This window comes from Microbulbifer agarilyticus, assembly GCF_019800665.1.
Taxonomy (GTDB): Bacteria; Pseudomonadota; Gammaproteobacteria; order Pseudomonadales; family Cellvibrionaceae; genus Microbulbifer; species Microbulbifer agarilyticus_C.
In genome coordinates, this window is the sequence record NZ_JAHVKO010000003.1 from 648,047 (window position 1) to 663,959 (window position 15,913).

General features: G+C 58.4%; 2 protein-coding genes. Both read left to right on the top strand.

All coding sequences use genetic code 11. The annotated features are described in order from the left end of the window. The first annotated feature begins 195 nt into the window (after positions 1 to 195). On the top strand, positions 196 to 10,647 hold the full coding sequence (locus KUV22_RS08475) for an isopeptide-forming domain-containing fimbrial protein (protein WP_222230119.1): 10,452 nt from the start codon (positions 196 to 198) through the stop codon (positions 10,645 to 10,647). Continuing rightward, a complete protein-coding gene (locus KUV22_RS08480; protein ID WP_222230121.1) occupies positions 10,647 to 15,800 on the top strand; it encodes an OmpA family protein in 5,154 nt (1,717 codons plus the stop codon). The genes KUV22_RS08475 and KUV22_RS08480 overlap by 1 nt, the downstream gene beginning before the upstream one ends. Positions 15,801 to 15,913: the final 113 nt, after the last annotated feature.

Genomic DNA, 15,913 nt, shown 5'->3' on the forward strand with positions numbered 1-15,913 from the left:
ATCGGTAAAGTCGCATCACCGGGCAGTGTGTGTACGGTTTGCGTGCATGAGCGTCTTGTGCGCGGAGCTTAAAACCTGATTTGCGACGAAAAATAAACAATGAAGCCAGATGTGATTGGACCGAAAACCTCGAATTCTTGCCAGGAAGGCTGGGCTATATGCTCCGAATTCGGCCTGTCCCGAAATTGGGTGCGGGTGTTATTCGCATTTCTCCTGTCGTTCGCGTTTGCCCAGGTCGCGCTCGCAGCTTCCTTTAAGACCACCGACTTTGCCACCGACTCCGCTTTGCCCGGCACCCCGGGAACGCCCAGTGGCTGTTTGATCGATGGCCCTTACTACACCACTACCGATGGTACCGGCCGCACCATGGCGCCGGCCGACCAGCTGTCCATTGACCGCTCCTGTACCGTACAAAATTTCTCCTGTGACGTGCCCCTCGAGTCCACCCTGAACTTTGCCGGTGCCCCCGAAGGAACCCTGATTATTTTTGATAACGTCTGCTTCGGCGGTAACTTTGCCTGTGCGAATGTGGAAGGCAAGGCGTCGGTGTGGGCGGTGAATGGCTCCGACTTCAGCACCGTGCGCGAAGGCTGTCAGGACCTGATCATCCCGGTTGAAAAAATCGAGAAGCAGGCCACCGACTTGGCCGGCAACCCGATTGCATCGGTCTCGGTCGGTGTACCGTTTGTGTACACCCTGGACATCCCGGTACTGTTCGATCCGGTTACCGGCACTGTGCTGCAGGACTTCGGCTCCCTGAACGATATCCAGGGTATTCAGATTGAGGACGACCTCTCTGCCGCAGCGCTGGGTGTGGACCTGGACCTGCTGGATGTGCGGCTGTTTTACGAGGATACCAGCGGTGCAATTACCACGATGTCGCCCTCCGCCTACTCGTTCAGTAACAGCGGCCCAGCAAACAACCCTGGTTTGCTGACCTTCCGTATCAATGACCCCAGTGTTCTTCCTGCCGGTGCCCAGATTCATATTGAGCTCGAGGTGGTGCTGGATGACACGCCGCTAAACAGCATTGGCAAGTCGTTTACCAATGTCGCCGAATGGCGGTTCGGTCGCGTAATCGACGGCACCTTCTACGATCCGTTACCCGGTGAAAACGGCGTTGCCCAGCTGTTGAGTATTTCCGCACCGGATCTGGTGTTGAGCAAAACCACCGATGCCAGTGCGATCAACTTCGCCGACACGCCGACCTATACCATCAGTGTACAAAATGTGGGCGGATCACCGGCCTGGAATATTGAGGTTGAAGACCTGCTGCCGGTGGGTATGCGGGAGACAGACCCTGTTGTGCAGAGCGTTACCCTGGGTGGTGTGACGCTGACCGAAGGTGACGATTACACCCTGACCTACAACGCAAATGGCGCGAATGCGGGGTTGATGTCCATCGCGTTAACGGATGAGGCGGGTGGCCTCGCGGCCAACGCGGTACTGGAGATCGTGTATACCAGTCAGCTGGATGATGTGTCGTCGGCAACCGCCCCGGTAGATGGCGATGTGCTCACCAATGTGGCCGCGGCTACCGCCTGGTACAACGATAACAGCACGAACAACAATCGCATCCAGTACACCGGAGCTCGCTCGGATGGCACCATCGGAACCGACGACGAGCAGGATGCCGCCTCGGTAACCGCAGCGCTGTCCGGTTACTACTTCGAGAAGACCGTCAGCAACGTCACCACCGGCCAGTCCCCGACTGCTTCGGCGGCGCCGGGTGACCGTCTGCGCTATCGCCTGCGTCTGTTTAACCTCGATGAAAATATTTACAACGTGGTGATCACCGATCAGCTCAATGCGGCTAGCTTTGACTTGGCTTCCGCGGCGGTTGATGCGGCGACCTGCCCGGCGGGTGCCACCTGTACCTTTAACGGTGCCGGCCTGCTGACCATCAGCGGTGACTTGGATGTGCTCCCCGGTACGGCCCTCGCCTCGATAGCGGTGGAGTTCGAGGTAAATGTCCTGAATTCACTCAGCACCGGTGACGTGGTCAGTAACCAGGCGCGGATGGATGCGGACGATGACGATATTAGTGGTACGGCTTTCTCAGCGTTGAGTGATGACCCGAACGATGCCGATGGCGTGGTTAACCAGGCCGATCCCCAGGGACCGATTAACCCAACGGATGTGGTAATTATTTCGCCGGGGGCGCTGGATAAGCAAAACCCCACTGGCGTCAGCCAAGTGGCGATTGGTGAGGTTTTTGAATATCGCATTCTGGTGCCTGCCGCCACGGTACCGGCACCGCTTTACGATGTGCAGGTGAACGATCAGCTGCCGACCAACCTCGAACTGGTTGGCGCAACGGCGCTGGTAAACGGTATCAATTACACCCTGAGTAACACCGGCAGCGCCAACAGTCTCGTGCTGGTAGAAGGGGTGACCGGTATCGATATTCCGGCCAATCAGCAGGCGGAAGTTACCGTGCAGGTACGCCTGAAAAACCGTATGGAAAACCAGGACGCGGTCACCTTCACGAACACCGCCAGTTACACCTACAGCCGTACCCAGGGCGGTGCCCAGAGTAGCGATGCGGGAACTGCGGACACCACCGCAGCACTCACCGTAGTCGAGCCGAATATTGCTGCCACGACCAGCGTGGTGAACAATTCCCGCGGTGGCACCAGTGCCTTTGGTGGCGATGTACTGCAGTACACCATCGCACTGGCCAACAACGGTACCTCCACGGCCTACGATCTCGCGATTGAAAACACCCTCACCTCTAGCCAAACCCTGGTGGCGGGCAGCGCACAGATTACTGTGGGCGGCAACACAACTGCGCTGGCACCTTCGGTGAGTGGCGATGTGTTGAGCTGGGGGCGCAGCAGCGGGCAAGAGCTGGATATTGCGGTTGGTGACACGCTTACGCTGACCTATCAGGTGGCCGTAAATGGCGTGGATGGCAGCGACCTGAGCAACAGTATCGTTGCCGATTGGACCTCACTGGATGGCGCTGACGTGGAAGAGCGCACCGGCAATGATGCGCCGGATACTACCGCGCTGAATGATTATTTTATTGTCGACGAGCTGTTGATGACGAGCGTCGACAATTCGGCCATCACAAAGACGGTGCTGAGCGATACCTGGAGTAGTGGCATCGCCACCACCGCAGATACCAACGCCCGTGCCGGCGACACCGTGACCTATCAGCTGGAACTCACCTTGTCCGAAGGGCTGAATCGCGACGTCGTGGTGACCGATGTGTTGGACCCGGGTCTGGCGTTCGTGAATGTAGTGAGTATCCATGGTGCTACCAGCGCACCCTATACCGCGAGTGGAGTATTTTCCTACGCAGATATTCCCGCGGCTAACGTACCCAGCGCGGACCAGACCGGTACCCTGACCTGGACTCTAGGTGATATCACCAACACGGCGGACCGGAACCCGGCGAACGATACCCTCGTTATTGTTTACCGCGCGCGGGTGCAACACGGTGCCGGCGATAGCCCGGCAGCTACCCCCACATCCACCGTGCTAAACAACCAGGCCACCCTGGGTTACACCTACGCCACAGGCGTTGCCGCATCTACCACGCCCGATGCCGCCAGTGTGGAAGTACTGCAGCCGCAGATTACCGCGCTGACCAAAACCGGAACGGTATTGCCGGCCAGTGGCAGCATCGTGGGCGATGGCCAGTCTTCTGCCACCGCCTATCTGGTGGATATCGTCAACAACAGCATGCAGTTCGCGATCGAGGCCTGTAACGTCGGTGATGCGCCAGCTTACGGCGTGACCCTGAACGACGACCTCCCGGCAGAGCTGGATGAGGGCTCTATTAGCAACATCGCGGTTGCCATCGATGGCACCGCGCTGGGCGCAGCCGATTACAATTACACGGCACCTGCAGGGCGCGATGGCGAAATGGCGTTTTCTCTGAACGTTGCCCTCGACCCGGCCAGCTGCGTCACCGTGAATTATCAGATTGGTTTTTATACCGACGTCGCGCCGGACCAGACCTGGTCCAACGCCGCTTCGCTTGTTGCCTACTGGTCCCGGGAAACTCTGGATCCGGCGGATGCGCGAGAATATGTCGCGATTAACCCGGTAGCTGCCGACAGTGTCTGGATGACCAACAACTTCCAGGTTGAGGCGCCCACCAAAACTGTATCGAAAACCCAGGCCACCATTGGGGAAGAAGTGGTGTACACCATCACCGTACCGGGTGCACCGGTGAACGGTATTTTGAGTGGGGTGAGTGTTACCGATACGCTGGATCAGGCGCTGCAATACGTCGATGCTACGGTCGAATTGAATGGTGCCGCTCTCGCGCTCGCACCGGTGCAGAGCGGGCAGGACCTGAGCTGGGCCATCGGCGATATTCCTGCGGGTCAGCAGGCAGTGATCACCCTGACCACCTGGGTGGCTAACACGCAGAATGTCAGTGCCAGTGCCACACCGGTGGCAAACGTTGCCGCCTATAGCTATCAGGCGGGTGGCAGCGCTGTGGATGGCGGCAGCAGTGCGCCGGCCGAGTTCACTGTGGTTGAGCCAAACCTTACCGTAGTCAAAGATGTCGCCAACCTGACTGACCCCGGACAGCCTGCGGCCACTGGTGATGTATTGGAGTACACCCTCACCATTACCAACGATGGTGACGCTTCCGCGTTCGATACCAACATTGCCGACGTCCTGCCGGCGGAACTCAGTTACGTGGATGGCTCTGCGGTTGCGTTGCTGGATGGCGGCGCGCTTGCCGGGTTCAATGCGACACCTTCGGTCAGTGGCAATACCCTGAACTGGGGCCGCGATAACGGCGATAGTTCCGTGGAGATCCCGGCGGGTAGCGTGTTGGTCGTTACCTATCAGACCGATGTAAACAGCATCACCGCTACGGATATCGTTAACAGTGCGCTGGTGGACTGGACCTCGCTCACCGGCACTTATCCCGGTGACCGTGAACGTACCGGGGCCGGCTGTCCGAGCGTTACCCCGCCCAATACCTATTGCAGTGGCGATACCAGCGGTTTCGGTGTCGATTACGATATCGATCTGCAGAAGACCCGTCAGGCTGACAGCTGGAATGACGATGGCAATCTGCGGGTTGGTGACACCGTCGATTACCAGTTACAGGTTGACCTCGTTGAGGGCGACCACGATGGTGTCGTGCTGGAGGATACGCTGCCCCAGGGTATGGCATTTGTCGGCGTGCTGAGTGCAGAGTTCTTCGGTACCCCCGCTGCCACACCGCCCACTCCGACAGTCAGCGCCGATCAGCGCACCGTTACCTGGGATCTGGGTTCACTCAGCAACCCGGCGGATGGCAGCGATACCAACGACTTCCTGACGATTACTTATCGCGCCCGCGTGCTGAATGGTGACGCCCTGTCACAGCAGCCTGTTTCGCAGGCGTTGAACAACGTCGTAACCCTGAATTATCTGGTGGGGAGCGCACCGGGTGCGCCGCTGACCACCAGCGCCAGCGTAAATGCATTGCAGCCATTGCTCACTGTGAGTAAGTCTGCGGTGACTGCTATTAACGGCGATACCGAAATTCAAGCCGGTGAGACGGCCACTTACACCATCGATATTACCAATGCCGGCAACGCACCGGCCTACGATGTGGTGCTGGAAGATGTATTGCCCACTGGCCTGCGCGATGGCGGGGTTAGCATGCAAAGTGCGACGCTGGTCAACGCGGCGACCAGTATCACCCTGACGCCAACCTATGATCTGGCCAGTGGTACCGCGACCTGGGACTTCGATCCCGCTGCCAACGCTGCGATTCCGGCGGGCGAAACCTTGCGAGTGGTCTACCAAGTTACTGGTGATGCCGACCTCGGCGCCGGCCTGACCTTGACCAACAGCGCGCAAGTAACGCGTTATTACTCGTTCGACAATGATCAGGTGCCGGCCAACAGCGCGGTAGACTGGCGTGAAGAGTACGGCCCTTCTGATGTCGCCACGTTTAACCTGACCACGCCGGTAGCCGGCGTGCTGAGTAAAGCGACGTCGCAGACATCCGTGGCGATCGGTGAACAGCTGACCTACATCCTGACCGTGCCCGCGACACCAGTAAATGTTGCGCTGGAAGATGTGCGCATTATGGACAACCTGGCGGCGACGGGCGTGGATCTCGCATTTGTTTCCGCCAATGTTGTTGGTGGTAATACGCTGAGCAACAGTGGAACCGATGATGATCTGGTGCTTGCAGACACCAGTGGTGGGCTGAATGTTCCCGCCGGCGCGCAGGTCGAGGTCGAGGTAACGGTCGAGGTATTGAATACCGCAAACAATCAAAGCCGCACCGACCCCTTTGTTAACCGCGCCTGGTATGACTACAGCAACGGTGTGACGCGTCTCGGTGACGATACCACCACCGGTGGTGACGCCAACCCGGTGACCATCGTACATGCGGAACTGGAGGTGGAGAAAACCGGCCCGGCAACCATCCAGGTGGGCACGCCGGAAAACTTTACCCTGACCGTACGCAACAACAGTTCTGCCAGCGCGTGGAATGTGACACTGACCGACTGGCTGCCAAATCCGGAGCCGGGCGGTATGTGCGACGTGCAGCCGGTGATTCAGTCGGCGGCGATCCAGAAGGCCGATGGCTCCACGGTTGCTCTGGTGGCCAGTGATTTCGCGGTCACCTTTGTTGACGGTACACCTACTTGTGAATTCTCCGCGAGCTTGCAGACCGACGACGAACTCGCGGCCGGCGATGCGTTGACCCTGGTTTATCAGGTCGAGCTGGACGGCGATAACATCAACGACACCACTCTGACCAATATTGCCGGTGCTACCCAGTGGTACAGCGCCGCTGCAGCAGCGGCGGAGCGTTTCGCCTATCAGCGCGCACTGACAGACGGCACCCCCGGTGTGGTTGATCACGAGGACAGCCATACCTTCACCGTTCTGTCGGCGATCCTCGAAGTGCGTAAGTCGGTGCTCAACGTGACCACCGGTCAGTCCGGCGCAGAGGCCAGTCCCGGTGATCACCTGCGTTACAGCATTGAAATTCAGAATGTCAGCGATGTGCCTCTGGACGCGTTTGTACTGCGCGACGAACTGGATCGCCTGAATAGCAGCGCGATGTTCCAGGTTGATTCACTGCGCGATGTTTCCGCACCTGCGGGCGCGACGGTCAATATTGTCGCCGACGGCGGGGCGCAGGCCAGTGGTCTGCTTGAGGTAACCGATCTGGCAATTGCCAAGGCGGGAGAAGCGGGAGATACCATCACCGTCACGTTTGACGTGGATCTGGTGCCGGTGATTACCAGCGGCACTGTGGTGCTCAATCAGGCGCAGCTCAGCATGAGCGACGTGGTGTTTGCGTCCAGTGATGATCCGTCTGTGGGCGGCAGTGAAGACCCGACCGAAACTCTGATCAACTCCGCGCCCTGGCTGGTGATTCAGAAAACCTCCGAGGATCTGACCGGCGACCCTGATGTGTTGGCACCGGGCGACAGCCTACGTTACACACTCACCATCGAAAACACCGGTAGTGAAGACGCAATTAATACCATCCTGCGCGACCTGGTGCCGGGCAACACAACTTATGTAGCGAACTCCACCACGCTGAACGGTGCACAGGTTGCCGATGTCAGCGGATCTACTGCGCTGGCCGCCGGTATCAGCGTACAGACACCGGGTGAAGAGAGCGGTCTGGTGATTGCCGCAGCCAGCGGTGCGGCGCCGGCGGTGATTACGTTTGATGTTGTGATCAACGACGTAAACGACGGTACCGTGATTTCCAACCAGGCCTTCGCCAATGGTGACGGTGCCGGGAGCGGCGCCTTCGCGGAACGTCCGTCGGATGATCCGGCCACCACCACCGTGGATGACCCCACCATTGATATCGTCGGTGACGTGCCGTTGCTGGTTGTTACCAAAACCGTACAGCTGGTGGTCGACAACCTGTCTGCCGGCATTGTGGACCCGGAAGATGTGCTGCGCTACACCATCTCCGTCGCCAATATGGGCGGTAAAGATGCAACCGAAGCGCGGCTGGTTGACCTGGTCCCGGCCGGTACCAGCTACGTGGCGAACAGCACAACGCTGAACGGGTTTGATGTGGCGGATAACGGTGGCGAGTCGCCGCTGGAGACTGGACTCGCCATTAGCAGTGACGATCTGACACCGCCGTTGCCCGCTACCGGCGAAGGCATTATTACCAGTGCGCAAACTGCCGTGATTGAGTTTGATGTGATGGTCAACGCGGATACCGAACGCGGCACCATCATCAGCAACCAGGGCAGCGTGTACAGCGTCGAGATGCCGCTCACCCTCACCGATGCCGACGGCAACAGCAGTAACGGCGCCCAGCCCACCGAGGTTGTAGTAGGAGACGCTCAGCAGCTATCGATTACCAAAGAAGTTGCGGTCGTCGGCGGTGGCGATGCCGAGTCTGGCAAGATCCTGGAATATCTGGTGCGGGTAACCAATATCAGCAGTGTACCGGCCAGCCTTATCGTGATTCGCGATGACCTGCTTGCCGCGGGCGACGGCGTACTCACTTATGTGGCAGATTCTGCGCTGGTAAATGGTCAGCCCGGTGGTGTGACCGTCAACGGTTCCGTTATTACCGTGGATTACAGTACCAACTATGGTGACCTGCAACCGGACGAAGTGGCGACCCTGCGCTTCCAGGCGCGCCTGGGGCCAAATCTTGCGATTGGTACCTCGGTGGTGAACACCGCTCAGGTGCAGTGGAATGATCCGGCGATGTACAACGAGGCGATCGTCTCCATCGATATCGGTGGTACCCCGGGTATCGCCAACCTTTCCGGTTATCTGTGGCACGACGGCAACTTCAATGAAACGCTCGACGCGGATGAGTCGCTGCTCAGTAATTGGAATGTCGAGCTGTATTTCAACAATGCGCTGCTGGAAACCGTACAGAGCGATGAAAATGGCTTCTTCATATTTGATGGACTGGTGCCGAATATGGACGGCGCCAATGTGTCCGGTATCAGTTACGAGATTCGTTATCTCGCCCCGAATGCGAGTGGTTCTACGGCCTCTCTCGGTACCGCCAGTTCCGATTACACCAACGGAGCACAGCAGATCCTCAACATTTACGTCGAGTCCGGGGCGAATCCGCAGAACCTGAACCTGCCGATTACCCCCAACGGTGCAATTTACGATTCGGTACTGCGTGCGCCAGTCAACGGTGCCCGTGTGCGCTTGTTGAGTGCCGCCAGTGGTCAGCCGCTGCCGGACAGCTGTTTTGATGATGCCAAGCAGCAAAATCAGGTCACGCTCACCGGCGGTTTCTACAAGTTTGATGTCAACTTCAGTAGTGCCGCCTGTGCAATCAACGCGGACTACCTGATCGAAGTGGATGTGCCCAGCGACGACTACGTGTCTGGCCCATCGCAAATCATTCCACCACAAACCGGTGTGGATACCGGCAGCTTCGATGTGGCGGCATGTCTTGGCAGTGCGGCGGATATGAATCCGGCGACACCGGATCACTGTGAGGTTCAGTCTTCGGCGACGCCGCCGCCTGTGGACGTGGATGCACGCAGCAGTGAGACCGACTACTACCTGCGCCTGAACCTGGATGACAGTAATCAGCCCGGTAGCAGCCAGTTGTTTAACAACCACATTGCACTGGATCCGCAGCTGGACGGCGCTCTGGCGCTGACCAAAACTGCCGCCATGTTGAATGTGACACGCAGCCAGCTGGTGCCCTATACCATCTCCTTCAACAATTCTCTGCCCGTGGCACTAACGGACCTGCAACTGGTGGATTACTTCCCCGCAGGCTTCAAGTATGTGGCCGGATCCGCGAACCTGGACGGTGAGCCCATGGAGCCCGAGGTCAACGGGCTGCAGTTGCAGTGGTCGCAGTTGCGTGCAGAGCCCGAGCAAACCCACAGCATGAAATTGCTGCTGGTGGTCGGTTCCGGTGTTGGTGAAGGTGAGTACATCAACCGGGCGCGCATGTTCAATGAACTGTCTGCCCAGCAGCTTTCTGGCGAGGCGTCGGCGACCGTGCGTGTGGTTCCAGACCCGACCTTCGACTGTACCGATGTGATCGGTAAGGTGTTTGACGATAAAAACCTGAATGGTTACCAGGACGCCGGTGAGGGTGGTGTACCGGGTGCGCGCGTGGTCACCGCTAACGGTCTGAAAGCCACTGCGGACGCACACGGTCGCTTCCACATTACCTGTGCGGCGGTGCCGAACCCGGATCGCGGTTCCAACTTCGTATTGAAACTCGATGATCGCAGTCTGCCCAGTGGCTACCGCCTGACCACGGAAAATCCGCGGGTGCAGCGCGCCACGCGAGGCAAAATGCTGGAGTTTAATTTTGGTACCAGCTTGCATCGTGTGGTGCGTCTGGATCTCGCGGAAGCCGTATTCGAGCCGGGTACTACCGAGCTGCGTCCACAGTGGCATTCGCGTACCGGGCTGCTGCTGGAGCGCCTGCAGGAGGCACCGTCCCTGCTGCGCCTGTCATATCTTGCGGAAAACGAAGATCCGGCGCTGGTGCAGGCTCGCCTCGATACTATTAAGGCTCGTATCGCGGAAGACTGGGCGGCACTGGATTGCTGTTACCCGCTGAATATCGAAACCGAAGTTTTCTGGCGCCGTGGTGCGCCGCCCGAACGCGGCAATGTGCTGGACGGGCTCAAACGCAGTATTAATCGCATGATCGGAAGTGAAGATCAGGGAGGGGCCCGGTAATGTTCCGTCCTTCACAAAAAAAGCTGGCGATGATCATTGCCGCGCTAGCTGGTACCTCGGCTTTTGCTCAGGAGGCCAGTCAGCAAGATATTTCCTGGTGGCAGAAAATCCCCGGACTTTCGCCACAGATTGAAAGTACCGCTGACTACACCGATAAGCCCCTCGGCAGTAATACCGAGACCACCTTGATACCCGAGGTGGGCCAGCTGTGGGTACAGGACGCCGAGGTGTTTGTTGCCCCGGAAGAGGCGGTGTTGGAAAAAGACGCACTGCCGCCACTGGTTTACCGCGAGGTAGACGATGCGCTGCCGGAAGAATTTGTTGCGCAGCTGAAAGAGAAACTGGCGGCGCTGGAAAATGCCCATGAATTGCAGCTGATTTTTACCGGTCACACCGACAGCGCGCCGCTGAGCGATGCGCAGCAGGCGGAGTATGCGGATAAAACTGCCTTCGCGCTGGCGCGTGCTCAGCGGGTTGCGGAGTATTTTCAGACCGCGCTGGAGTTGCCGGACGATGCCATCGTGGTGGAAGCGCATGGGGATAGCGAACCGCTTACGGAAAATATCACCGCGCAGGGTCGCGAACTCAATCGCCGGGTTGATTTAACGCTGCGTTATTTCGAACTGGATCAACAGGCGCGTGATGCCCAGCGTCGCGCCCAGGCCTTGCAGTTGAACAGGGTGCAGGTCTGTCGCCAGGAAACCGTGTGTAAGCTGCGTTATAGCGACGGTTCTGATCAGCGCGCGCGCCTGAAAAACCTGGTTTTGCCACTGCGCCTGGAACCGGGGCAGGTGGACTTGCCGGCGGCCTTTGTGCGCCGTATTCAGGAGGTGCGCAGTACCTTACTGGATAAGCCCAATCTCACCATTCACTTTGTTGGCCATACCAATGCGGCGTCTTTCCCGGAAGGCCCGGCCGAGCTGTATGACGATCAGATGGCGTTGTCCCGCGCCGAGGCGCGGCGGGTGGCGCTGGCGGTTGCAGACCAACTGAATCTGCAGGGTTACATGGTGACCAGCAGTGGCAAGGGCGCAACCCAGCCGGTTGCCGCCAACGACACCGCGAAGGGGCGCTCCCTTAACCATCGGGTAGAGGTAGAATTCTGGTACGACGACCTGCTGGAAACCGCCGCTGATGGCGTGCAGGCCTGCCCGGAGTCCGCTACGGCAGAAACCATCACCATCGCCCATGAGTCGCCCACCGGCGAGGTACCGCCGATTTTCCTCAACAGCGGTGATCCCCAGATTTCCAGTGTCCAGCTGGCTCAAATGCAGCGGTTGATGGATGAGGTGGCAGGCAAGTCGAATGTGCGCCTGAGCTTTGTCGGTTACAGCGATAATCAGCGTATGGAGCGTCGTGAGGCCATGGTGTATGGCGACGACGTGGGCCTGTCTTCCGCGCGCGCCAAGAAAACCATGCAGGTCGTGCAGGAAAAACTCGGCCTTGAAGATAACCAGGTGGAGTTCCACGGGCGGGGCTATGTAGAGTCCAAGGATGTGGTGCAGACCGGATTTATCCACATGGATGGTGCCCGTGTGGAAGTGCAGGTGCTGTACGACGAGCTGGCGATTCTCGCCGAGCAGGACCGTCTGGAAATTGAACGCCTGCAACAGGAAGCCGTGGCGCATAACCCGTACGCACTGAACCTGATGCGCATTACCGTGGACGGCGCCCCGGAATACGATCCGCACAAGAACTCTGCGGACTTGCAGCGCTGTACCGATGTGGCACTGGAGCAGGCCAACATCCAGTTCCGTTTTGATAATCAGTCGATGCAGCCGCGCCTCAATGTCACCGCATTCCCGAATACCATCCGCTATGCGGATGACCCGGAAACCGAGCTGGTTGAAAGTCGCGTCCAATTCAAGCACTACACCAACTACCCCTCGTTTATTACCCGTGGGGAAGTGCGTATTTTTGAGGAAGAGCAGTCCCTGCGGGATACGCCGTTGGCCGTGGTTACGCTGGACCAGAATGGCGAGGGTGAATGGGATGCAGATTTGGAAAGCTTCCAGGCACCGCTGAAAAAACTGAAGTATGTGCTGCGGGTTTACGACTGGAAACAGCGCTTTGATGAAACGCGTCCGCAGACACTTTGGCTTGTGGACAACTTTGAGCCACAGCTGCAGGAAGCCACCACCGAGACCGAGCTGCTGGTAGGTTACGGGGAAAACCGTCTCGCCGAGCAGAATATTCCGGTGAGCGGCAATGCGGTGCTGGTGAACGGTGCGGAGATTCCGGCGAACCACAGTGTGTGGTTGGCGGGCAGGGAAGTGCCCGTGAGCAGCGAGGGCGCTTTTGTTGCCGAGGAAATTTTTGCCAAGGGGCTGCACACTGTGGAAGTGGCGGTGCTGGACGAGCACGGCAACGGTGAGCTGTTCCTGCGGGATCTGGAGTTCAACCAAAGCGACTGGTTCAGTGTGGGTATTGCCGATGTCACCATCGCCCATGACGATACCAATGGTCCGGCTGCCCTGGTGACCGGGGACCAAACCCACTACGACAATTCCGCAAGTTACGACGGCCGTCTGGCGTTTTACACCAGCGGCAGTTTTGGTGATGGCTGGCGCCTGTCTGCCAGTGCCGATACCGAAGAGGGCCCGATCGACGAGCTGTTTTCAAACTTTATGGAAAAGACGCCAGACGCACTTTTCCGTCGTCTGGACAGCGATCTGTACTACCCCACCTTTGGTGACGACTCCACCGTCGTGGAAGATGCGCCCACCTCAGGCAAGTTCTACATCAAGCTTGAGAATTACGATGACTACGGTCTGTGGGGCAACTTTAAAGCTTCGCACACCGATAATGAGCTGGCACATATTGACCGCGCGCTCTACGGGGCCAACTTCCATTTCGAAACCGATGACGTCACCGACTTTGGTGAGAAGCGTTTTGAGATCGATGCATTCAGCGCTGAACCGGGTACCATTGCCGGCCGCGACGAATTCCGCGGTACCGGCGGTTCACTGTATTACCTGCGCCACCAGGACATTCTTACCGGGTCTGAGCGCCTGCGCGTGGAAGTGCGGGATAAAAATTCCGGCCTGGTGCTGGGGGTGAAAAACCTCACACCGGTGATCGACTACGATGTGGATTACATTCAGGGTCGCGTGGTACTGAATCGTCCGCTGTCGGCGATCGCCGGGGACAACCTGATCATTCAGGATGGTTCCTATAACGGCAACCCCCAGTATCTGGTTGCCCGTTACGAATACACCCCGGGTTTCGAAGATCTGGACACGCTTGCCGTGGGCGGTAGTGCGCACTACTGGGCCGGTGACCATGTGCGTATTGGCCTCACTGCGAGCCAACAGGATGAAGAGGACAACGAATCCTCCCTGAATGGCGTCGACCTGACCTTGCGTAAATCGGCGGGCACCTGGGTCAAGCTGGAAACCGCAGAGAGCCAGGGCAACACCCTGGAAAGCCTTTCTTCACTGGATGGTGGTTACAGCTTCAGTTCGGAAGACCCGATCGATCCGATTGACCCGAATGCAAAAGCAGGTGCGAGCAAGGTCGAAGCGGCGATGCAGCTGGATGATTTTTTTGCCGGTGCGCGCGGCTCTGTGTCTGTGTACGCACAACAGCGTGACGCGGGCTTCTCGGCTCCGGGTCAGCTGGCTACCCGCGAGACCGACCAGTACGGTGGCGCAATCAATGTGCCAATTGGCGAGCGTTTCGATGTTGCGTTAAAAACCGATAGCAAGGAACAGCAGCAGGGTCTGCAGACTGCGGCTACCGATGTGGAACTGGGGTATCGCTTGAGTGATCGCTGGCGCCTCGCCGCAGCGGCGCATTCAGATTCCCGGGAAGACCTGTCACCGGTGGTGCCAATTACGCAGAAGCAGGGCGACCGTACCGATGTCGCGGTTCAGGCCGGCTACGATTCCGGTGCCAACTGGAGTGCGTTTGGTTTTGTGCAGCGCACCGCGGAGCTCTCCGGCAGCCGTGAAGAAAACAATCGCGTTGGCTTTGGCGGCGCCTACCGGGTCAGCGATCGCTTTACCGTGGACAGTGAGCTGTCCGGTGGTGATACCGGTACTGCCGCCAGTGTCGGTACCGATTTCCTGGTTACCGACCGCACCAATCTCTATCTGAACTACACCCTGGATAACGAGCGCACCGATACCGGCGTGCGTGCGCGGCGCGGTAATCTGAACAGTGGTTTCCGCAGTCGCTTCTCGGATACCACGAGTATTTATGGTGAGGAACGCTACACCCACGGTGATGTGTCCACCGGACTGACCCACGCATTGGGGGTAGACCTGGCGCCCAACGATAAATGGAATTACGGCACCAACCTCGAGGCTGGCACGCTGGAAGATCCGCGTACCGGTGCTGAAGCCGAGCGCCGCGCCATGGGTGCGAGCATGGGCTTTAACGACGGCGAATTGCGTTGGTCCAGTGCGGTGGAGTACCGGGTCGACAATATGCAAACGCTGACCGGGTCCGTGGTCAGCGATACCGGTGAGCCGTCCAATCAAACCGTGTTGGAAAACGAGCGCAAAACCTGGTTGCTGAAAAATGCCCTCAGCTATCAGCTGAGTGCCGACTGGCGTCTCGTCGGCAAGCTGAATTATTCCGACAGCGAGAGTTCTGCCGGGCAGTTCTATGACGGCAAGTTTACCGAGGGGGTCATGGGCTACGCCTATCGCCCGGTAGATAACGACCGCTGGAACACCTTGTTGAAGTACACCTATTTCTACAATGTGCCCACATCCGATCAGGTACTGGTGACTTCAAGCAGCCGCAGCAGCGCGATCGATTATGTGCAGAAGAGCCATATCTTCTCTGTGGACACCAACTACGACCTGACCCGTCGCTGGACCCTGGGAGCCAAGTACGCCTACCGTCTCGGCCAGTTGAGTATGGAGCGGGAAAATCCGGAGTTCTTCGATAGTACCGCACACCTGTACGTGCTGCGTGCCGACTGGCACTTCGTCAACCAGTGGGACCTGCTGATTGAAGGGCGGATGCTCGACCTGCCGGAAGCCGGTGACCGCCGAAGCGGCGCGCTACTCGCGCTCTACCGTCAGATGGGGCGTAACTTCAAGGCTGGCGTCGGTTATAACTTTACCGACTTCTCCGATGATCTGACCGATCTCGATTACGACAGTCAGGGCGTATTCATCAACATGGTGGGCAAGTTCTGATCGATCCTGGCTGGGCTGCGTAAGCGAGCCCTGGTTTGGATGATGCGTGACCGGAAGGGGGGGCTTGGTTCTGCTCGCCTGCTTGGCGCGATTCACTGCTATCTATATATAGG